The organism is Vibrio aquimaris, assembly GCF_009363415.1.
Taxonomy (GTDB): Bacteria; Pseudomonadota; Gammaproteobacteria; order Enterobacterales; family Vibrionaceae; genus Vibrio; species Vibrio aquimaris.
Genome location: NZ_CP045350.1, coordinates 916,246 through 937,109 on the forward strand (window position 1 = coordinate 916,246; position 20,864 = coordinate 937,109).

General features: G+C 43.7%; 17 protein-coding genes. 4 read left to right on the forward strand and 13 right to left on the reverse strand.

Going from position 1 to position 20,864, the window contains the following annotated elements:
* The first annotated feature begins 135 nt into the window (after positions 1–135).
* Positions 136–3,735, forward strand: a complete 3,600-nt coding sequence (locus tag FIV01_RS04360) for a hypothetical protein (RefSeq protein ID WP_152429899.1) — start codon at positions 136–138, stop codon at positions 3,733–3,735.
* An 87-nt stretch (positions 3,736–3,822) separates the two neighbouring features.
* Here FIV01_RS04360 and FIV01_RS04365 read toward each other — a convergent pair whose 3' ends face one another.
* The 10 genes from FIV01_RS04365 to fliD all read right to left on the reverse strand — a co-directional run bounded on the left by FIV01_RS04365 (position 3,823) and on the right by fliD (position 11,447).
* The gene (locus tag FIV01_RS04365; RefSeq protein WP_246210420.1) at positions 3,823–4,776 is read right to left on the reverse strand and encodes a catalase; all 954 of its coding nucleotides are present in this window, start codon (positions 4,774–4,776) and stop codon (positions 3,823–3,825) included.
* Between the two features lie 156 nt (positions 4,777–4,932).
* Positions 4,933–5,220, reverse strand: a complete 288-nt coding sequence (locus FIV01_RS04370) for a hypothetical protein (RefSeq protein WP_114786884.1) — start codon at positions 5,218–5,220, stop codon at positions 4,933–4,935.
* A gap of 50 nt (positions 5,221–5,270) precedes the next feature.
* Positions 5,271–6,266 (reverse strand): flagellar motor protein MotB, encoded by a 996-nt coding sequence (locus FIV01_RS04375; protein WP_152429901.1) that lies wholly within the window; start codon positions 6,264–6,266, stop codon positions 5,271–5,273.
* Between the two features lie 2 nt (positions 6,267–6,268).
* Positions 6,269–7,123, reverse strand: coding sequence for a flagellar motor stator protein MotA (motA, locus tag FIV01_RS04380; protein ID WP_152429902.1), 855 nt, complete (start codon positions 7,121–7,123; stop codon positions 6,269–6,271).
* A 9-nt stretch (positions 7,124–7,132) separates the two neighbouring features.
* Complete coding sequence (locus tag FIV01_RS04385; protein WP_152429903.1) at positions 7,133–7,861, reverse strand: FliA/WhiG family RNA polymerase sigma factor; 729 nt, start codon at positions 7,859–7,861, stop codon at positions 7,133–7,135.
* Between the two features lie 11 nt (positions 7,862–7,872).
* Positions 7,873–8,370: a flagellar basal body-associated FliL family protein gene (locus tag FIV01_RS04390; protein WP_152431651.1), complete on the reverse strand. Its 498-nt coding sequence runs from the start codon at positions 8,368–8,370 to the stop codon at positions 7,873–7,875.
* 20 nt (positions 8,371–8,390) lie between these two features.
* Positions 8,391–9,404, reverse strand: a complete 1,014-nt coding sequence (locus FIV01_RS20700; protein ID WP_246210421.1) for a flagellar hook-length control protein FliK — start codon at positions 9,402–9,404, stop codon at positions 8,391–8,393.
* A gap of 2 nt (positions 9,405–9,406) precedes the next feature.
* Positions 9,407–9,721 carry a LafD gene (locus FIV01_RS04400; protein WP_114786889.1) on the reverse strand — a complete coding sequence of 105 codons (315 nt, stop codon included), beginning with the start codon at positions 9,719–9,721 and terminating at the stop codon, positions 9,407–9,409.
* Entirely contained in the window at positions 9,705–10,091 is a 387-nt protein-coding gene (fliS, locus tag FIV01_RS04405) for a flagellar export chaperone FliS (RefSeq protein WP_152429904.1), read from the reverse strand. The genes FIV01_RS04400 and fliS overlap by 17 nt, the downstream gene beginning before the upstream one ends.
* Before the next feature lie 9 nt (positions 10,092–10,100).
* Complete coding sequence (gene fliD / locus FIV01_RS04410; protein WP_152429905.1) at positions 10,101–11,447, reverse strand: flagellar filament capping protein FliD; 1,347 nt, start codon at positions 11,445–11,447, stop codon at positions 10,101–10,103.
* 611 nt (positions 11,448–12,058) lie between these two features.
* Between fliD and FIV01_RS04415 the strand changes: the two genes are divergently transcribed.
* From FIV01_RS04415 to FIV01_RS04425, 3 genes are read left to right on the forward strand one after another with little or no spacing between them, the layout of a single operon-like run.
* Positions 12,059–12,514, forward strand: coding sequence for a hypothetical protein (locus FIV01_RS04415; protein ID WP_152429906.1), 456 nt, complete (start codon positions 12,059–12,061; stop codon positions 12,512–12,514).
* Positions 12,515–12,570: 56 nt separating this feature from the next.
* Complete coding sequence (locus FIV01_RS04420; protein ID WP_152429907.1) at positions 12,571–16,905, forward strand: PAAR-like domain-containing protein; 4,335 nt, start codon at positions 12,571–12,573, stop codon at positions 16,903–16,905.
* Between the two features lie 12 nt (positions 16,906–16,917).
* Positions 16,918–17,850 carry a hypothetical protein gene (locus FIV01_RS04425; protein ID WP_152429908.1) on the forward strand — a complete coding sequence of 311 codons (933 nt, stop codon included), beginning with the start codon at positions 16,918–16,920 and terminating at the stop codon, positions 17,848–17,850.
* Positions 17,851–17,988: 138 nt separating this feature from the next.
* Here the strand turns inward: FIV01_RS04425 and FIV01_RS04430 are convergent, their stop codons facing one another.
* From FIV01_RS04430 to FIV01_RS04440, 3 genes are read right to left on the reverse strand one after another with little or no spacing between them, the layout of a single operon-like run.
* The gene (locus FIV01_RS04430; protein ID WP_152429909.1) at positions 17,989–19,059 is read right to left on the reverse strand and encodes an RES family NAD+ phosphorylase; all 1,071 of its coding nucleotides are present in this window, start codon (positions 19,057–19,059) and stop codon (positions 17,989–17,991) included.
* The gene (locus FIV01_RS04435; protein WP_152429910.1) at positions 19,060–19,971 is read right to left on the reverse strand and encodes a sce7725 family protein; all 912 of its coding nucleotides are present in this window, start codon (positions 19,969–19,971) and stop codon (positions 19,060–19,062) included.
* The gene (locus FIV01_RS04440; protein WP_152429911.1) at positions 19,929–20,816 is read right to left on the reverse strand and encodes a sce7726 family protein; all 888 of its coding nucleotides are present in this window, start codon (positions 20,814–20,816) and stop codon (positions 19,929–19,931) included. Before FIV01_RS04440 ends, FIV01_RS04435 begins: the two co-directional genes overlap by 43 nt.
* Positions 20,817–20,864 lie beyond the last annotated feature (48 nt).

Genomic DNA, 20,864 nt, shown 5'->3' on the forward strand with positions numbered 1-20,864 from the left:
TTTTTCATATTATATTATTTCGCTGCATGTTAAAGTTGTCCTTATAGTTATTAATGTTTTCTGTTTACTAAGTAAATGGTCTTTTAATAATTTTATGTTTTTGATGAAGTAAATTACCATTTATAAGGAATTAATATGTCCGCAACGCCATTAATTATACCAAAGAATAATTTGAACCCATTGACCCGTGCAATTAGAGGAAATACAGATAACTGGTCGACTATGGTTTCACTTTTGGTTAGTGACAAAATGCGAGCGATGGACTCAGTGAGAAATATTTTCGAGTGTTTTAAGCTTAACAATTTTATGCCTCGGTTTTACCAGACTCTGTTTCAAAACCAAGATAATGTGGAGCTCCAAAAAAATGGGATTGGTCTAAGTTCAGGATTTGAGGCTATCCGTCACTACAGTGGTTCACAAATAGCAGCCAAATTACATGAAGAAGTGATGGCATTTGCTGGTTTACTGTGCGCTGAGGGTATTGAACACCATAATGGTGAAATAATCAGTAATCGACGCATTGATTATAGAGACACTAACCTCATTTATTCCGACAACGAAAAGTTTAGGCCTCACACTGGCAGTTTATATTTTACTAACCCAAATGGTGATGATTACCTATATTTTATGCACTTTTCGGAAATGGTTCGTCTTGTTGATGGTCGAGTTACAGATGAAGACCGTAAGCATGTTTTAGAAAGGTTAAGGTACTATTATTACTCATTTCAGTGGCCCTACAAGCAGCGTGGTGATAGTCAGTCTAAATCTGAGTTAGATGATAGATTGAGTACTTGGAGCGTGCCTCTACGGGAGAAAGTTAAAATTCCAACCACTGATGTTTTAAAGCAAAGGTACGAAGGTGATGTAGTACCAAAGCCTAATAAGGCTTTTCACTTACTTGAGCAGGCGGATATGCCTTCTGTGCATTCCAATGCTTTAGATGAAATGGCGGATGTTTTGGGTGAAGAACTTAAGCTCGAATATCAACGTAAAGTCAACGCTCTCGTTCTTGCTCGACAAGAACACTGTAAAAAGCAAATACCTGTAGGGATTATGCCCCGAGGGCTGCAAAAGGAATTCGAGATATTGGCCGAGACCTTTTCTGGTCAAAAGGAAGCTTTTATTATGTGGGATACTTGGGGGAAATGGGACTGGGACCTAATGGTCACAGATTGTTTCTATTTAGATTATTCCTACAAGCAGCATCCTGAATGGCTGGGTGTCTTGTTCGATGTAGTCACTGGCAAAACATTCGAAATCCCCAAAGATACTTGGCAATTCATTGAATTTATTTCCAGTAATGAAGATTACCAGAAAGTGATTCAGCGAGGCTTATCAGCTTCAGCCATACCAGATTTAAATAAACCAAAATCGGAGTTACCTATTAGTGCTGAAGGTAAGGAGCATTTTGCCAGCACGATCACTGTTAGACCGAGCCCTCCTAAGACCCGTTACCCAAATATTCACTGGGGTGTAAAGACCACGCTGCTTTCTGTTTCTATGGGGTTACTGACCCTGACAGACGACGAAAAACGCTACTTACAATCTGTTATCGATTCGCCTTTGATTAACCGATCAGATAATTTCTTTGAGCGTCTTGGCGGGACATTTCGCAGCTCAAATGAGCGCTTTATTGCTAATCTTGGCCTTGGCTTAAAAGATATGCTAATTAAGCGACTTGAGTTGGATATGGACTATCAAACTACCAGCAATAGTGAGAAAAAGGCTAATGCTGTACTCGATGTGCTCATTGATATTGGTAAAGTCTTAGTTCCCCTTATTAGTATTATTGCGGGGATCATTTTCCCTGGATTTTGGATTGGAGCAATGATAGGTATGGTTGCGACTATTGCTTTGGCAGTTGTACCAAAAATCATCAAAGGTGCCACCGGTGATGACCCCAATAAAGTATCCAGTGCTATTACCGAATCTGTTATTGATATCGTTGTTGAAGCTGGCGGAAATCTTGTTGGCCCTGCACTTGAGAAACTGAAATCTCTGATGACAAAAGTCTTCACGAAAATAAGTCGTAAGTTAGTAAAAGCAGGAGTGATTAGTGATACTTTCTTTAGTCGCTTGCGGCCACCTACTGATTGGCAAACGCCGTACCTAAGAAAAATGAAATTGGCCTCTGAAAATAGTGCTGGACCTTATGAAGGTAGGATTGGCAGTCGTTTGGAAGATGACTTTGACTTTGCAGCTGATTTTGTATACGGATTAGGTCCTTCTCGAGCTAAATATATCAGAGAGATACAAAGGGTAAGGCCTCATGTGGGTAACTATAACCCCATAATAGATCACTTCAACAATCACTTTAATAAAGAGGTCGTTGATATTATGGGGGCAGCAGCATGGAATGATGCCATCATCGCAGCTCACAGTAGGAACCTACCTTTGTTTAAGAAGAACTTTTCAGATCTTTCATTTTTTAGAACTCATAGGTCTATTAAGCAGGTACTCAAAGAAAACATATTTGAAGACGCTAAAAAGGCGCTGATGTACAGTGTTGATCAGTCGATTAACCCTGCCGGAAGAAATAATGAGTTGCTGTGGCGCTCCTATTTTGAGTTGGGTGAGCGGGACGCTAGATTTAAGGTGATAAACATCTATAAAGAGGTGCTGGAAAGTAAACGATTTAACGCAGTGAATAAGGGCTATAACTCTGTTGCAAATAATGTTGAGCCCTTTGCACCAAACAAGTTGTTTTTACGAGGTTCTTTAAATGGCATCATAAATGCTGAAAAATCTGGCGCAAAAATTCGCTTTATCCTTGATGACATTGATATTGAAAAAGTATTGACCGGTGCTCGTGGTTCCAATGGTATGGCAGTCACTAATGAAGAGTTAATCACTTCATTTGCCTATCGTGGCTTCGATAATGTGAAGTTTTACCGCGATGGACGACTGGTTGCACCACCATGGAAAGGAAATATAGATAAATGGAATGAAGCCTTGACCAAATACACGCGTCGCGATGCGATAGAATCGCTTAATGTGTCTGAAGGAACACTGGATGTAGCGACAAAACTTGGTGATTTTGTCGCAAGTCGCCCAACTCCGACACTCTGGTACTTTACCAAGAAAGGGGTAAACATTGCGGCCAAAGTGAATGTAAAGCCACCACTGAAACATATGCTGATTTACGATAATCCTACAGAGCCAATCCAACTAAGTAACATGATGTTTGACGAGCAAATCAAATCAGGTAATACGGTACGCAATCAGGTCTTGGTCAAAGCTCAGCGCTTTTTACACACTCACGCGGCGCTGAGCGACTTCCGAGAAAGGTTATTTGACAGACATACTGGTGTGATGAGTGAAAACTTAGTCTGCTTTTCAATGGATTACTTAGATGCTTATAACGACAGGAATAGTGCTTCGATTGCTTTGTCAGATGAAGAGCGCACTTACGCCGAACACTTGAAAGGGGGTGAAGAAACACAAGTGCTTTCGCAACGCCCATCGACCCCTACTGAGACTATGTCGACCATACTGTCTTTGCTTGATGTTTTGCGTAATGAGTTAAGGAGTCGTTACCCTTTACCTCCAGAAAACTGGCAGTTTATACGTCGTTATCCCGTTGCCTTTGAATATGCTTTTTCAGCGGAAGGACAACGTGCGGATATCAATAGAATATTTGTCGATGTTCGTGGAAGGCGAGAGTTTGAAAAAGCAAAACGAACATTTTCTAATGTGTTGAGCTTTTTGGATAATATCAACACCCTTTATATATAGATGGATGGTTTATACCTAAATTCTGTGTACTTATTTTGAAGTGTTCATAGTGGTGGTAGTTATAGGGAGGGAAATCCCTCCCTTCTATTACTGCTCAGAAAGTCGTCTTCCAAGCCCGACGGCATAGACTGCTGAGCGCGCAGCCAGCATAGGATCTTCTGATGGAGCAAAGCCTTGACTTATCGCCATGGGATCAAAGTTCATATTGGCGCAAATTCCCTCGCTTTCAGCAACAGCTTTGTTAACCGTCAACCTTGCAACGGTAATTTTCTGGTTATCATCACTCCACTTGATATGCGGATTTAAGATATCGTCATCTTGATTGGCGAGAGTTAACACCATATCCCAAGATACGCCACCATTTTTGATATTGGCTTGCATATTGTCCAAGAAGAAATCTGCTTGTGGTGTTTTGACTATGCCATGTTCTCCAGAAGGGACAAATGACCAACGCACTGGGGTTTTCTTGCCTTGATCGTTCACTAAGTAAAAGGTGTTAATACTGTTGTAGGTTGCCCCTTCATAGGGATGCAGCTCACTGCTCAGCGCTGAGTGGTATTTTTTATATTCTTGAATTTCTGGATGATCTTTCACAAATGCTTTAGTTGCTTCTGGCCCCTCTGCTTGGGCTGCAAGAAAGGCCATAAAGTCAGCCACAGTTGAGGTTGGAAAGAAATGTTCCGTATTCATACTCATCATATGGATCTGGTTATCAGCAGTGGTGATTTGAAATGCTAGACCGTAGTGACCAGGCTGATTATCAGCAGGGTTCGCTTTACCGCCTTTGTGAGAGACACGGCCATATACCTTGGAGGTGCCAGAAAAAATTGGGCTGTTGGATAACTGGTTCACAGTGCTATCGGTTGGTTTGAACTCACCTTCAAAGCAAAAACCTTTGGTGTGATTTCTGCGTTTTCCTTCGGTAACGCCAAACAATTTTTCAAATGTATCCAGATTTTGCGCTGGGCTTCTTTGTTCTTGAGCTAAGTTTGGTGTGCTCATAATCGCTAGGCTTGTGGCTAAGGCAACTTTATTCAACATAATCCTATTCCTATTTTGGGCAATTTAGTTGTGTACAATTTATTTTGTATCAAAAAAGAATCGTTATGTATAGAAAATAATGACAATTAGGTAACTAAATTTTTCTGAGTGCGGGAAATCCTAAGCAGAAGGAAGCCCCAAGAATGGTATTAAGTATCAGACAAGAAAGAAAAAATATAGGAAACAGACAAAGGCTAATAAGGTAGCCGACAAGGTAGGATAAATAATATAGGCGTCACGCTGATCGGTGCGCTGAAAGCACAGAAAGCTCAGTAGCACATTATAGATGACCAGTAAGGTACTGATGGCTGTGCCACCGTTTAGTGTCAGTTCGTACAACTGGAAGAGAAATAAAGACAACAATCCATAGTCGATAACGATAAGCCATAAGAAGGCTTTACGCAGTGGATCTTTTTTCACGGGCTGATGAACAAATTGAGGCATGTGGATAATTACGCTTGAGTTATCAGGCGCCAGTAAGGCGCCTGTTGAGGTTAAAGTTGTTGAAGAGGCGGTGGTGTAGCTTTCGAAGGTGCTTGGCGAGCATCAATCACCTTTTGACGAACCACAGGTTGGTTCTCTTTAGCTTGTTGCTTTGCCTGTTCGATTGGATTATTCGGTCTATTAGAAAAAAGCGTTTCTAAGACTTTGGCGGCTGGTGTGGTTAGCACAAAGAGTTCAATGCGGCGATTTTCGCTCGATTCAGGGTCGGCTTCATTGAGCAAAGCTTTGTCCGACATTCCCGTCACTTGCAATACGCGCCCGTCTGGCATGCCGCCGGCGACCAGAGTATGTCTAGCAACATTGGCTCGCGAGGCCGATAAGTCCCAGTTTGAGCGACGATCTAAGTGCCCAATGTAACGTGTTGAATCTGTGTGGCCACTGATGATAATAGGGTTTTCAACTCTTTTAAACACAGGCGCTAAAGCCAACAACAGGTCTTGAAAAAATGGCGTCAGTTTTGATGCGCCGCGGCTAAACATAAATTGTCGCTCATCATCTTGCAAAACGATTCTCAGGCCCTGAGGCGTCACCGATATATGAACATTGCCTTGGGCATTAATTTGTTTGACTAGGTCTTCAATTACCTTGGCCAGTGCGGCCAATCGCTCTTGAGTGTCGAACTTGCCTGGAATCAGAGAATCGGTTTCCGGACCATCGCCATCGCCTTGAAAAAAGGAGCTGACAACATGATTGGAGTCATGTCGACTTGGCACCGAAGAATCGGTTGCTAAATCAATCGGTGAAATACTTTTAAGAGTATCAAATGGATTACCATTACTTTTGTCAAACACGCTTGCGCTTTGAAGGTGAGCCATAATTGCTCTGCGATCTTCTTTATCGACAATTTGCATCACCCATAGCACCAAAAATAGGGCCATGAGGGCGATCATAAAGTCTGCAAATGCGACTTTCCACGCTCCGCCGCGATAGTCATCGTGCTCGAGCACCTTGCTTCGCTTGAACACAACCTGTTGTTGTCTTTGCATGTTTACTCCTGCTCAGCGAGCCATTTCTCCATTTGGTTAAATGTTGGTTTGATGTCTAGCTGAATGTGTTTACGGCCCGCATCAATAGCCAATAACGTAGGCTTTTTCGCCGCATAAGCGACCAATGTTGCTCTGACACACTCAAATGCTGTCATGTTACGTCTTACTCGTTGAGCCATCGCATTGCTTAATGGATCAAGACAACAGTAACAACCAAAGATACCGATAAAGGTCCCGACCAACGCCGCGGCGACATGGTAGCCGACCAGTGCGATCGAACCATCGATGGCTTGCATTGTGATAATAATGCCTCCAACGGCGGCAAGAATGCCAAAGCCGGGTAGGGCTTCTGCGGTTCTGTGCATAGAGCGCGAAGGTAGCAGCATTTCCGTTTGGATAGCTTCTATTTCTTGCTCTAGAAGGCCTTCTAATTCATGAGGCGACATTTGTCCCATCGCCATTAAGCGCAAATTGTCGGTAATAAAGGAAATCAGCCGATAATCTTCTCCCACTTTGGGGTAGGCGAGAAAAATTGAGCTGTGGTGAGGCGCTTCGATATGCGAATCGAGGAACTTAAACCCTCGGCTACGTCCTATTTCAAGCAAATGGTTAAGCAGCGCCATAAGCTCCATATAATACTGGTATTCCTCTTTTGGCGCTGACATGGTCGCTTTGACTTGGCGACGCATTTCTTTTAATACCTGAGGTGGGTTTCCTATGATCAGCGAGCCTGCTGCGGCGCCGATAATAATTAAAAATTCAGCAGGCTGCCAAATGGCGCCAAGCTGGCCGCCTGCCCACATATATCCGCCAAAGACACAGAGTAAGACGGTGATGGCTCCAAAAAACTTTTGCATGTGTGACTCCTAGGAGGATAAGTAGTAATTGAGTTGTTTGAGTGCTTTTTTATGTAGCTGACAAATTCTTGGTGGCGTTAAATCCAGCACCAAAGCGATTTCATTAAGATTGAGTTCGTGCTGATAAAACAAGGTCATCAAAAGCTGGTCGCGCTGGGGCAATTTAGCTAATGCAGCTTCAAGGCTGCGACGCGTATGCTCATGAGCCATGCCGTCGTATATGGCATTGGACTGAGTATCGACGCCGTTTTCAATCAGCTGATCTAGACTTTGCATTTCACCCGCCAATGCCGCGTTTTGCCTTGTCAGTAAATCCTTTTTGTCTGTACCGAGCGCTTGAATTATTTCGGCGTCCGAGGGTTGGCGCCCAAGCTGGCGCATTAAATCCCTTGTCACATCATTGAGTTCATGGGCTTGCTGACGGGTTTGGCGAGAGCGCCAGTCAAGGCGGCGCAACTCATCTAAAATAGAGCCTCGGATCCGGCAAACGGCAAAGGCTGGGAAGTGGTCATCATCAACATTGCCATAGCGTCTTCCAGCTTCAAGCAGACCAATTAATCCGATTTGCTGCATGTCCTCCACACTGCAATGCGGACTGACATGAACCCTAAGCTGATTGACGATTCGGTTAACCAGCACAGTATGCTTTTTCAGCAGCGCCGCTTCATCGATTGAGCTGTGCTCAGCAAGCGATTGGCTTTGCATGACATAGTCTTGTTCAACGTTCATATCCAACATGACGTCACTCCTTACTGCACGACATATTTGGTCAGCAGTACATCATCGATATCGCGCACTATGTCGGTTTTTTGAAAGGCGAGTAACACGGTTTGTTTGATTTCATTTTGCAGCTGTTCAATGGCGCCATCTTGGCGTAAATCTTCATACGTTTTATCGCTAAAGAGTTTGAGTAGCGCATTGCGCACTACTGGCATGTAGTCATTGATGTTGGTGATGCGCTGCGGCCGACGCGTTTCCACGGCCAAGCCCAACATCACAAAGTGCGACTGTCGCTTGCCTTTGATACTCAGCACCACTTTTTCTAATGGATGAAAACTGGGCTGAAACGCTTGGTCAGGATCGTCAGTTAAAAAAGCGAGCGGTGAATCCTCCACCCAAGAGTTGGCATTGGCTTGCTCATGAGATTGCTTTACCAACCAAATACCACCAAAGACGGTAGCAGCAGAAACCAGAGCACTGGTGAGGATCATGGCGGCAAATACCGCGATCAGTTGTTTTTTTGTCATAGTCATTGCACTATTCCTAATTAAGCGTGAGTACTGAGCCAATGCTCCGATGGGCTAAGAGAAAGTTGCTGGTCTGAATGCTCATTGCTGTCAATAATCATTGCCTGTTGCTCGTTGGAATGATTGGACGGATCCCGCGGGGTATTCCCAGAGCCGACATTGACATCGACATGCAAAAAGTTGTGATTTTGTAGCTCCGCTCTAAGCCTGTCTGAGACTTGCATCAGAGCTTCCCGCGTTGCTGTGGTACTGGCATTAATTTGCACGCTTAGCTTGTCGCCCTCAACGCGTACTAATAAATCCATCTTGCCAAGGTCCGGCGGGTCGAGGCGTATTTGTGCTTGCTGCATGTTTTGCTGAGCTTGAACCGAGACTCTGTCATGCAGCACTTGCATCATTTGCTCCCCCCATTTTGCTGAATTTGTATCTACCTTGATTGCAGCCCATTGTGCTGTAGGTGCTGCGCTTTCAACGCCTATACTGGCCTGCGCCGCAGCGGCTGGAGCACTTGGCGCAGCGTTTAACCCAGTGGTTAGGTTTGCCATAGTTAAAGATGAAGGGCTATCCATGGGTACACTAGTAACAGACGCGACTTTACTTGAAGCAGTGAGATAGTGGTTCGCTTGAGCCGAGTTAGTCTGTACAGCCAGCCCAATCCCTTCTTGCAGGGAAGTGACGGTTGGCCCTGCCGCTGCCATAGGTTTGTTAAAGCCTAACCTTTTGAGAGTAATCGGCTCATTTTGCCCTTTTACATTTTCGGCATGAGCTAACGCGAGTGTTGAGTGGATGTCTGGTGCACTAGGCATGTCTACCAAAGGCTGCGCAGCGTCCGCTTGGTTTGTCGCTTCTTTGTCACTCTCTTGGGTAGCCTGAGCGGATTTGACAGAATGTCGGGCCTTACTCGAATTGGCCGCTTTGAGCGAAAACGAGTCACTGGGCGTTTTGTCAGCGCTGGCTGGGTTAGCCTTTTTAACCAAGCCTTGAACATCGGGTGCTTTTGCCGCCTGCGGCGCGTCAAGTGATGGCGTTTGCATGGCTAATACTCCAGATTCATGGCCAAATGATAGGCTTGCGCTCTTTCGTGTTGAGCGTTCACCACATTCATGTCGGTTTGCAGCTCACCCATGGCTTTTTCAAGTGCCTCAATCGCGGCCTTATGCTCGGCTTTGACATCGGCAATGACTCCTACAAAGTTGGGTTCTTTAAGATAGGGTTTATGAACCTTGAGCAGCTCCCTTAACTGCAGGTCATAACGTTTTAGCGAGTGCCAGTCTTGAGTCTTGGTTGCAATGTGAATCAACTGAGCAAGATGGCGAAATCGCTCGGGGGAGACTTTATGCTTGCTGACCAAAACTCATCCATCCTTCACGTATGTTGTTCATCACATGCTCAACGCTAGTCAGTTTGTCGACATTGTTATCGACGCTGGCGTGGTAAAGCTCGATTTGGCAAAAGTCATAAAGCTGGTGAAGGCTTTGCGCGATTTCACCACCGTTATCACTATCGAGTGCGCTATCAAGGCCAACCAAAATATTCATGCACTTATTAATGCCTGCGCCTTTTTCAGCCAATCGGCCTGAGGTAATGTGTCCGCGCACGCGTTCAATTTCGTTGAGTAAACCATCGATCAGCATCACCACCAATTGGTGCGGGTTAGCCGCAGCAGCTTGTGCGTCGAGATCAACCTGTTGATAAGAGCTGTAACCTGAATCCATTAACATAAAAATCTCCTAGAGTGGTTGCCCAAACAATGATTTGGTTTGATTCATTTGGGTCATGATGGCGTTCATTTGGGTAAACTGTTTGAGGTAGCGCTCGTATGACATGTCGTACTTGCGATCGAGCGAGACCTTTTTGTCTTCAATCCGGTCAATATTTTGCTTGAGTGCGTCTTTGCGGGATTTAAACAGGCCATCGGAAAATTGCAGGTAAGGCTTAACCAAGGTATCAAGCGAGTCGAGCAAGTTGTCATCGCCGTTGAACATATCTTCAAGTACCGCGCTGTTGTTAGTTTGCGCTTTTTCAAAGGTGTCGGTGTCGAGTTTCATTTTGCCATCTCGACCAATTTCTATGCCGACTTGGCTAAGCCTCATGCCTGCAAACTCGCCGCGAACAGCGGATTTCACTTGGCTTTCAATTGAACGCAGGGTGGGGTCGCTTGCCAACGCGGCGCGAGTATTGGTTTCAACGTCGACTTTGCTGTATTTATCGAGCGTTGACATCAAAGCGTTGTAGGCATCAATAAACTGAGTGACTTGCTCCTTAGTGCCTTCTTTATCGCCTTTGACATTCATGGTGAGCGGCGCGTCGCCTGCATCTTGCGCTTTGGTGACAGTGAGTTCAACACCATCGATGGCATCATTAAAAGTATTGCTGCTGTTTTCAAGCTTGAGCCCATCGCCCTGTTCCCCAAGCCAAATGATGGCATTCTTAGCTGGGCTGAGCTCCTTGAGACTGGTAAACGCGTCTTCAAACCAGCTTTCACCTGTGCCAGAGGCAGAAACCTCAACGACGTTCTTTTTGCCCGTTTCTTCACTAGAGAGCATAAAGTGGGTTTTACTGCCAGATCGCACTAAGGTTGCGTTGACGCCGGGGTTATTTTCATGGTGGTTAATCGCAGAAGCGAGGTCAGCAATGCTGGCTTGGCCATCGCCATCACTGTCTAAGCTGGCTAAATCAAGCAGCAGTTTTTTTCCATCGACTTCTAATTCCAGAGTGCCCGTTAGCGGTACTTGGGTGCTTGGTTCTAAGGTCTCAGGCATTCCAACTGAAACTTGATGAGAGGTTGCCACTTGCTCGACAAAAATTTGGTAGCTTCCTGTCAGTGCATTCGATTCCGCGCTGGCGGTTAACACACCTTCGCTTGACACCTTGGCGCTGTTTTTGATGATCCCAGAGCTGCTATTGTTCATCTCATTGACGGCGGTGCGAAACTCACGCAGCGCTGATTCCACTTTGCCCAGAGCATCAAGCTTTGTTTGGTACTGAGAAGCTTGCTTGGTATAACGCTGCTTAAATGGCTGCACATCAAAGGTCGCCAGTTGCTGCGCCATGGTGGCTGGATCGATTGAACTCATTTGAATACTCCTTTGTTGTTTGCGCTGTGCCTTAGGGACACCCCAGACTTGATCCATTGGCTTACACAATTCGAAATCAGGTGTTTTGCAAGACAAGTGCCAGCTATTAAATCTTTAAAAATCAGCATCTTGAATGTGTTTTTAGGTGCTTGCGGAAGTGGTTTTTCCCATTTGGGTATTCCGCTATTTCCTGCTTTAGTTGGTCAGCTTCCTAGTAGGATTGCCCCAATCGATCGAGGCGACCTGTGGCTGTGTTTGATTAAATTGAAAAATAGGCTTTGGCATTGTGATTGGTGAGTGAAACGTGCGGCTGATGGCCGTGGAAGGCGATCTGATGATGGGGGATGAACAGAAGAAATCTGTTGACTGTCAGATCAAGTTGAAAAAATGTGTGAATTAGTACGGTATTTTAAATTAATTTCATAACCCAAAAATGCTTTTTGTCTGGCTGGTTTGTGGTCTATCAACGAGTGGCGGCGTAAATCTTGGTTTTAAAATGCAGGTTTTACTAGTGAAAAGCACGTTTTTGACTGTTATTTGGACACTTTTCATTTGGCACACGTGGTGGTAGATTCGCCCTCACATTTGATTATTTTGTGAGTATGATGGCCATGACTACGACTACGTTTGGTTCTAACCCCGCCTTTCGCTCTGCACGTTTCGGATTAATAAAACAGATCCACCCTGACAACCAACAAGTCAGCGTTGACTTTGAAGACAACCCAGCAGGTGAACCTATTTGGGCCTCGATTGGCCGACCATTTAGCCGCGCGCAGATTAATTTAGCGATCGATAATCAGCTCGAATGCAAGATCACATTTATGAACAGCGATCCTTCATTACCTATTTTGCGAGACATTTATTTCTCTTATCTTGATAAAAGAGAGCTAGTGATCAAAGCCGAAAAAGTGGTGTTGGAAGGCTCCAAGTCCGTCACCTTGCAAAGTAATAAAGCCTCAACTCATTATGATGGTCACAGCGGCCGAGTGACGACTAAAGCTCAGTACATCACCTCACAGGCGGAAAAGACGCAAAAAATTAAAGCCAGAAAAATCGACCTTAACTAGCTTTTTGCGCCTTTAAAACACGAACCAATCAATCGCTCCCACGACGAGAATAGAGTATGCCAGTTACTATCAATGCCAATGGATTAAGTATCGTTCACAAAGGGTCAGGCGGTGAAGCTAATGCGACCTCTCCTGATGTATGTTTAACGACAGTCGGCCCTGCGGTTGTGCCGATTCCTTATGGTAACAACGCCAAGTCCGCCGATCTTGTTGATGGTACCACGACAGTCAGCGCCGATGGTGGCAATAGCATTGCCATTAAAGGCAGTAAATTTGCCAAAAGTACTGGCGACGCTGATGGTGACCAAAAAGGCATTTCGTCTGGGACGATTGAAGATGAAGCCGAATTTATTTCTGCCTCAGCCAATGTGTTTATCGAAGGTAAAGGCGTGGCGCGCCTAAGCGATCAAATGACCATGAATAAGGGCAACACCATTTGTGACGGTGTGCAAAACCCAAGTGTGACGGTAGCCCCTGAGCTTGATATTCCCTCAACGTGCGAGATATGTGTGCGTTATCCCAACGGCAAGCGTCTGACCAATGCCCCTTACGCATTAACCGATGAAGGGATTACGCCACTTGGCGCTGGCGCGCTAGATGGTTCAGGTAAGTCTTTTGTTTCTAGTTTAATGCCGGGTAAAGTTAAACTCGTGATGCAAGAGAGCCAAGATGCTTTTTGTCTCTCTCCAGTTCGGCGCACCAATCCACATTGCATTGAAGAAATCAGCGACGACGACTTTTTCGATAAGGCGCGCAAACGTAATCAAGGCTTTTGGCAACCAACACGGGTAGAAACTGGGCTGGCGCCATGGGGCGCAATTGGCCATGAGCTTACCACCGACCGCTATTTTCAAGATATTGTTGGGCTGGAAACGCGCCTGCATTATACCCACTTGCACCCTGCGACCGAGTTCAGCTTAGAAAAATCCTGTGAAACTTTAGTTGGCAATCTAAATATGCCCCTGCCACACACCACAGAGGCTCTGCTTGCCTATAGCATGCCGATGATACTGGAAGAGGGTGAAATACTCTCGGCCATACTTCGCCTTGCGCCTTATGAAACCACAGATCGTTTGCTAGCTTTCATTCGCGCCCGTGGTGAGGGGAACCCGCAATCTTACCTAAACGATTATGATTGGGCGGCCGCGAAAAAAGCCGTCAATGAAAGCTTCGACAGCTTGCTGAAAAAGCTTCAATCTAGGCTAGAATTTTTGCGCGACCAAGCCAGTAAACTGAAATACGCCTATTTATCTGATGAGCTATTTAACAAGCACATCAACACCATTAAGACCTACGGCAAGGGGTTAACTGAGCTTATCGCGGGCGTGTTTGCCAAAATGCAGCTTAGGGTGTCTACGCTAATGAGCAACACCTCCAACGTTAAGGTGATTAAAGCCGCTGATAACGTCTATTCTGCTGAAGCAGGGGTAATTGAAACCGTAGTCAACACCACGCAAACCATCGACTTAGTTGAACCCTTTATGAACGAAGTGGCGGGTAAAATAGCCGATGTATTGCCGATTTACCCAGTGCGCTATGGCTATGCCAACTTCTTTGACACCATTATGCCCGCCCAAGCGCCGCCCACTCTGCCAGAAATGGCCAGCGCCTCTGGCCTTAATGAAACCGGCGGCTATATTTTGCGCCTGTTGCGTGAAGGGTGGATTTACATCAAAGAGGAAGAAGGCAAAGCCGATAATCAGCAAATCCATATCTTCCGCTACGCGCAAACCGAAACCGCCACTGGCGTGATTGAAAAGTTTGAGAAATACTATTTCACCAACGAAGAAAATGCGCAAGATGGCCTAACGCTGGATATCTCATCCGGCGCGACTTTCTATCCGTTTGCTTTTGTCACCAATGGCACACAAAAAATCTCGATTGCTTACTCAGAGCACGAATGGGCCGCCGACATCATAGATAAGATGAACAGCGACCAAGAATGGCGCACCCAAGCCATGCAGCAAGTTGACATGAGCGCCAGCGATGACTTTAGCGACACTGCTACTCAAGATACCTTAAGTAGTTTGGTGGAAGATTACCGCAGCCATGACGTGAAATGGCTAGCGGATAAAAGCAAAGACAAGCCCAGCAAATACGGCTTGGATGTGTTCACCACGGCGAAAAACTACTACCTTGCTGCTGATGAGCTGGTTGAAACCATGCAAAAAAGCCACAGTGAACAAAAAGACGGTACTCTTATCGCCTTGTTTGATCCTGTCGGGCGGCAGGCGGACATAGCATTTGCATTAACAGTGATGACGGTTTGGGAAGAAAAAGATCGATCAAACAAACGTTATCCTAGAGAGATTGCTAAATTTCTTAATCAATCATTCCTGAATGAAAAAGCGCACCCTGAAGTGAGAGAAGCCGCGCTAGAGCATCTTAATATGGAAGCTTTGAATGCTTTCAACAAAGAAACGACAGAACTACAAACGGCTTTTAGCGAATTTAGGGCTAAGGTGGTGGATCTATACGCAAGCTACGCCTATCAAGAATTATCAGATGGAGGTTTAGGGTCTTTAGATACTTACTTGAAAATGTACTTTGACGTTAAATCTGATGCGCTTTCACACCCTGAAGTGGAAGCAATGAAAATTGCGGGTTTAACAGAGAGCATTTTTGAAGGTGTGAGTTCTTCAAAAGAAGGACAAGCACTATTAGTTGAGATGATTGATGCCGCGTATGAAAATGACGAAGATCTGCAAAACTCAAACAACACTTACTATTTACTTATAGAGCAGCTTAAGAAGACCCTTACTCAATGTAGAGTTGGCACAGAATGGAGCGAAGTTATTCAGCGTACTCCAGAGGTGTTTGGTAACCTTTGGGCCAATGCTCGTGCCACAAAAATATATGGCAAGCAGTTGGCAAAAGAGTTTAGAACCAAGCTTTCTGCTAAAGCGATAAATGAAATAGCTGACTCCTTGTTGCCTACTTTTTACCACAAAGTCGCAGGTATCACTATTACGGGTAACTCGGTTAATGTTACGCAAGAGAAGCTTGCAGAAATTCTTGCAAGTCACATTGATTCTGGTGGGAAAAGTACACTTAATATATCTATTGCTCAAAAGCACTTAACTTGGGCTAAAAAGCTAACAAAATCGGTGAATGCGAAACAAGCAAATTACCAATCCAAAGTGTTCAGACTACCGGAAATATCAGTAGAGCTTGTACCTTTATTGAATGGTAAGCCTAAAGTTGGACCTGTTTCTGATTGGTTAGGGATTGTTGGAGGCGGCGCCACGACTGCTCTGTCATGGTTCGTAAACCAACATACTCTCTACTCAGTTCTTGCACAAAGTGATCATCAATCTGCTGATCCACTTGTAAGGTCTAAATTAGCCTATGATACCTTTAACCTAATTTCTGCGTTGGCTGCAATTACTGTTGACTCAGCATCCGTTGGTAAGACGGCACTGGATATTTCTGCTCGAGTGACTAAAGCATTGGGTAGCGATGCACTGGCTGCCAAAGTATTGCCGAAAATTAGCACTGGTCAGTTGAGGCTAGGAACGTTTCTGGCTGCGAAGCTTACTGCAAGCCTAATTATTGGAGCTAATTTAGCCATGGCCGTTATATCAGGGTTAGATAGCCGAAATGATTGGCAGAAAGGTAATATTGGGGGAGCTATTGGTAACGCGGCTTTTTCTGCTTCAGCGGTATCATTTGGTGTTGGGGCGGCTGGCTCTATCTTGGGTATATCAACAACTGGGATAGCCATATGTACTGGTATTGGCTTTGCCCTCCTAGCATTGGGTGGCCTAATTACATGGTTTTACAGTCGAAGTCAGATTGAAAATTTACTTGCGAGCTGTTTTTGGGGTAAAGATGAATTGTACTCATTTTGGTATTTTGAAAAAGGAGGTAGTTTGGATATTGCTACAAGAATTAATGTAGCCAGTACTATTTCTAAGCGGAAAGACATCCAAACTGCTTTTGCTATAGAGGTTCAGGAATTTGCGAACCTTTTACTACATCCTTCGGTTGAAGTTCAGAAGGAAGGTGATTTTCTTAGTCCGAACCAAAACGCTGTATACCAATTCAAGCTACCAGCTTATGTAGATAGGGTATCTGAAGTTTTTGGTTCTATACAGAAGCTAAAAGTAGATATTAGACAGCCTATTCAGAGTATGGGTCAAGTAGAGTTGGATGAAAACGCAACTCAAGCTTTCTCAAATGCCCTAAGTCTGGCACTAAAAGATCCTAGTAAACATAAACTTGAAGATGGTATGTTACATTTGACTGTAGAAGTTGAGCAACCTAAAGACTCATATTTGTATTGGTATTACCAACCAGAACCAAGTGTTATGGTTCCAAAGCGCATGCTCACCTACGATGGTCTTGCCAAGCAAGCATTTATTGGAATGAAAGACGATAAATTCCTATAGGAAAAAGAGACAATGAGACGTGGAAAATTTAAACCATTTTGGAAGTTAGAGCATGCTCGGCCATTTAATGAGTTGCGCACTTGGTTTAGTGAAAAAGTCACACTTGACGCTTATCAAGACCCTCTTAATTCCATTATGTACGTTGATGATAATTTTTTATCTATAAGCACGCCATATAATAACTTTCGATTAGCTTTTTTTATTCCTTGGGTCGTAGCATTCTGGATTTTGTTATTTTTGATGGTTAGTGACTTTGGCCCTAATACAGGTGAAATATCATCTGCCAATGCTATGGTTCAAGCTAAACGAGAGTTAGATATTAGAGGCGAGTCGTACGATCCAAGGGACTATGTTTACTATGAAATGCTTGTGGGTGATGATGGTAAAAGCTCTTTGGGTGAATACCTAAATGCCGTAAGCAAATACGGTGGAAAGCTTTATATCAAGAGGGTTTATACAGACATTGTCATTATATGCGTTCTTTTTGTTATATCGCTGACGAGTACTTTGGCTCTACTTCGGTTCCCTCGTATGGCCGATATCTATTTTGACCGCCGTAGAAGAATTGTTTACACGTGGCGTTTGGGTAAGGTGGCTGCCTGTCACTTTGATAACCTTGGTTTTCGTGAAACCGCGAATGGTCTTAATTTGTTACTCATGAGTGAAAACAAAAAGCGCCAATACTGGCCAGCGAACTTTACTGTTCAACCAACTGGCAGGCCACACTTAAACACTGAGAATGATAACACCGAGTTTATCGCACAAGTTTTTGCTTTTATGGATAAAGGAAAAAAGGCGGTTATTACAGGGGAGCGATTTGAGCGCGCTTACCCTAAATCCTACTTATTTGTTGATAAAAAACCAGACAACTTTGACTATAGAGTAGAAGAAATTCTAAAAAGAGATAGTGAGCTACCAGCTCTCTATGCTAAGCATTTGTTTTAGTTTTTTAACATGTACTCAAAAACTAAGCGTAACACTAACAGAGATAAAATTGGCATTAATAAAACTAGTCGTTGTAAAAAGTGAAATGTCAGAATCAGAACTTCTATATCTGACCTATAAGCAACTTTGCCATTTCAATCAACTTAAAACCTGCTCCACCTCTACAGAAACAGAGGTAACCGTATGCGCAATGGGCTCCTCGATTGTTACTGTATTATCGGAAAATAGTACAACGTTTTGCCCTGAACCATAAGAGCTATTGAAGACAATACCATCATACGACTGGGTTCCTTGGTAGGAGCTAATAGTCCTAAGATACTCACAAATAAACTGTGTTGGAAGGTAATCCAATTGTGATTTCTCTGGGAGTACTGGTTTTGATAGTTCTTCAGAAAACTGTTGTAAAAGGTTTAAACATTTTAGTGTCAGTTCAATTTCTTCTTCTTGAAATTTCAAAAGGGCAACTTTCTGTTTTGGGGCAGTCAAATCTACTAGCTTCAAATCCTTTTCAGCTATAACTCTCGATACGAAAACTTTCGCGCCATTGTTTGGCCTTACTTCTTGGCAACAAGTATCAAAGTCTTCGGCAACATACAGGTATGGAATACCGACAGGATTAGCCCTTCCTGCTGAAGCTATTTCGGCTGGGGGGCTTCCCATTTCATGAGCTCCCAGAGCACTCTCAGAAACTCTTGCTCTATAAAATATAGAACCGTTGTCTCGAGGACGACTCAAAGCGTCAACCGTTTGAAGAAAAACAGTAGCTTCTTTTGTTATTGCTTCTTCATTGTTGATCTCGTTGATGAAAATTTTTCCGTAAAGAGAGTTATTCGGGAAAAAACGATTTTCTCTAATCAAGTGATTTTTAAAAGCATTCCACGCATCTTGGTACTCGACAATTCCTTCATTAAGAGAAAACCTTCTTTCGTTAAATACATCTCCCATTATTTGCGAAATTAGTTCATAAGGGCGCCGAACAGTTTCTGATACTATTTTCAATTCATCAACATAGACGTCTTGAATTTCGTTTCCAAGAGCATCTTCAACTATGCAACCAAGAACTAGCTCAAAAAGATCTGTCAACTTATAAGGATCAACACACAAAACCTCATCTGAATCGCAAAAAGAGCAACGAGTAATATTACCTTCCCTTTGTATTAGCTCGATTATGGCTCTATCTGTAAAACAGTTTAAGCAACACTGAGCCATTTATTCACCCTGTAGATAGTTGCATACTGTTTCAATGTGATGTTCCATCGAAAGTTTTTTAACCTGACCTAGCCCAGGAAAGTGTCCGCTGCTATGTAGCTTACGGAACTCATCTAATGCTCTTGATTGATAAAAAATGCTTGGCTCTTCATCTGCTTCAGTTATGAATTTAGCTAATGCTTCTGCAAACTTCCCAGCAGGGTCAGTTGGTGTTCCATCATCTGTAGACGAATAATGGCGGATAAACATTTCATCAAACATTTCTTCATTAACATACGATGCGTGGATAGTTACCACATAGGCAGGACCACCAGATTCACTATATTCACTTCCTATTATTGTGTAATCACCAAAGCCAATAACGTTTTTCTGAGACGAATACGTTGCGTGCAGGTGTGAAAATGAGGATTCTTTAAAGTAATCCGCATTTCTTTTCTGTTTGCGAAAGAAATCACCGATGAGGACCACATTGTTGAGCTTATTTATGGCGAGCGGTGGAAGGTCATGGTCAACCACGACCCACTCCGCATCTTGAGCGAGTTCTATACCCTCCTGATCAACCCCTTCCGTAATGAGTATTGCGAAAGGCTGTTGTAACTGATTTATACTCTCACGTGCCGAAATTGATTCTCCACCTCGTAAAACCACGCAGGGTAAGTAGTTAAGTTCGTTACTTTCCAACTCGTCTAGTAAAGATTCACGATTAGGATAGAATTCACCGACCTGAGGGTTTATTACAATAAGTGGGGAGAAGTCTTTCTCATTGAGGTGTTTAACAGTCCTTATCAGAGGGGATAAGTTGCGTCTTACTGGCTCGATTATCGGCTTAAAATAATCCTTTGAAATGAACTCTGATAACTCTCTAAGAGCTATAAGTTCAAACTGCTTTCCTCTGAGGTATGGGAAATACATTTACTCTCCTTACAAGCCCCAAATATGCCCTTTAGAGCCTCAATTTGGAGATTGGAAAACTGGTAGCTAATCGCTGCATTGATCAAGGAACTAGGTAACGCATTCAATAATTTGCCATCATTAAAACGCTTTTCCTTTAGAACTTCAATGAAACTTGTTGCAATTTGCTCTGGTTCTACAGTTTTGAGAGCTGACTTACAAAAGCTAACTAGTTTGCTATTGGGAACCGAGGGTATTTCACCCGTATTTCGTCGAGCTAGCTCTATATACTCTTCTTTCCGCAATGACTTGATCAACACATCAATATCTATAGGGTCAACACGAGGTGTTGCTGCACGCCGTTCGCTAAAATAGTTCTTCGGAGTGAGTTCCAAAACACCAACTCTTTTATCAGTATTTTTCAAGACATTTTCGAGATTTTTTGGAGAACACACCACATAAACTTCATCAAACAACTTGAGATAATCATTCAATTGCTCTTCTAAACGATTGAGAGTGTCATATTCTGATTTAATTTCATAACATGTAGACTTGCCATTTAGGATGACACAATCTGCTTTACTTTTGCCCACTCTAAACTCAGATAGCATTGTTGCAGTATTTAAGGAATGGCGCCCTAGTAACCTTCGATGAGCTATCGTATTCTTGAAATAGTATTCCGAACGATACTCTTGGCTTAACCGCTTATATGTGTGCTCATAAACGTCACATACAGCAACTTTACCAATCTCTTGATTCAAAAACTCTTCGGCCACTTTCTCTACATAGGAATAGTCACCGTCAGCCAATGCTGCCAGTTTATTGCTATTGAATAATTTTGATGCTTCTCTCGCTGTAATTGTCATAAAGTAAAACTAGGTCTCATGGAGATGCGGAACTATACCTGTTACATG

What these genes read in the sequence shown, in the direction of transcription:
- FIV01_RS04365 (WP_246210420.1), bottom strand. Translation starts at nt 4,776, where the DNA reads ATGTTGAATAAAGTTGCCTTAGCCACAAGCCTAGCGATTATGAGCACA.
- FIV01_RS04430 (WP_152429909.1), bottom strand. Translation starts at nt 19,059, where the DNA reads ATGGCTCAGTGTTGCTTAAACTGTTTTACAGATAGAGCCATAATCGAG.
- FIV01_RS04390 (WP_152431651.1), bottom strand. Translation starts at nt 8,370, where the DNA reads ATGACAAAAAAACAACTGATCGCGGTATTTGCCGCCATGATCCTCACC.
- FIV01_RS20700 (WP_246210421.1), bottom strand. Translation starts at nt 9,404, where the DNA reads ATGCAAACGCCATCACTTGACGCGCCGCAGGCGGCAAAAGCACCCGAT.
- FIV01_RS04425 (WP_152429908.1), top strand. Translation starts at nt 16,918, where the DNA reads ATGAGACGTGGAAAATTTAAACCATTTTGGAAGTTAGAGCATGCTCGG.
- FIV01_RS04420 (WP_152429907.1), top strand. Translation starts at nt 12,571, where the DNA reads ATGCCAGTTACTATCAATGCCAATGGATTAAGTATCGTTCACAAAGGG.
- fliS (WP_152429904.1), bottom strand. Translation starts at nt 10,091, where the DNA reads ATGTTAATGGATTCAGGTTACAGCTCTTATCAACAGGTTGATCTCGAC.
- FIV01_RS04360 (WP_152429899.1), top strand. Translation starts at nt 136, where the DNA reads ATGTCCGCAACGCCATTAATTATACCAAAGAATAATTTGAACCCATTG.
- FIV01_RS04440 (WP_152429911.1), bottom strand. Translation starts at nt 20,816, where the DNA reads ATGACAATTACAGCGAGAGAAGCATCAAAATTATTCAATAGCAATAAA.
- FIV01_RS04415 (WP_152429906.1), top strand. Translation starts at nt 12,059, where the DNA reads ATGACTACGACTACGTTTGGTTCTAACCCCGCCTTTCGCTCTGCACGT.
- FIV01_RS04375 (WP_152429901.1), bottom strand. Translation starts at nt 6,266, where the DNA reads ATGCAAAGACAACAACAGGTTGTGTTCAAGCGAAGCAAGGTGCTCGAG.
- fliD (WP_152429905.1), bottom strand. Translation starts at nt 11,447, where the DNA reads ATGAGTTCAATCGATCCAGCCACCATGGCGCAGCAACTGGCGACCTTT.
- FIV01_RS04435 (WP_152429910.1), bottom strand. Translation starts at nt 19,971, where the DNA reads ATGTATTTCCCATACCTCAGAGGAAAGCAGTTTGAACTTATAGCTCTT.
- motA (WP_152429902.1), bottom strand. Translation starts at nt 7,123, where the DNA reads ATGCAAAAGTTTTTTGGAGCCATCACCGTCTTACTCTGTGTCTTTGGC.
- FIV01_RS04385 (WP_152429903.1), bottom strand. Translation starts at nt 7,861, where the DNA reads ATGTTGGATATGAACGTTGAACAAGACTATGTCATGCAAAGCCAATCG.
- FIV01_RS04370 (WP_114786884.1), bottom strand. Translation starts at nt 5,220, where the DNA reads ATGCCTCAATTTGTTCATCAGCCCGTGAAAAAAGATCCACTGCGTAAA.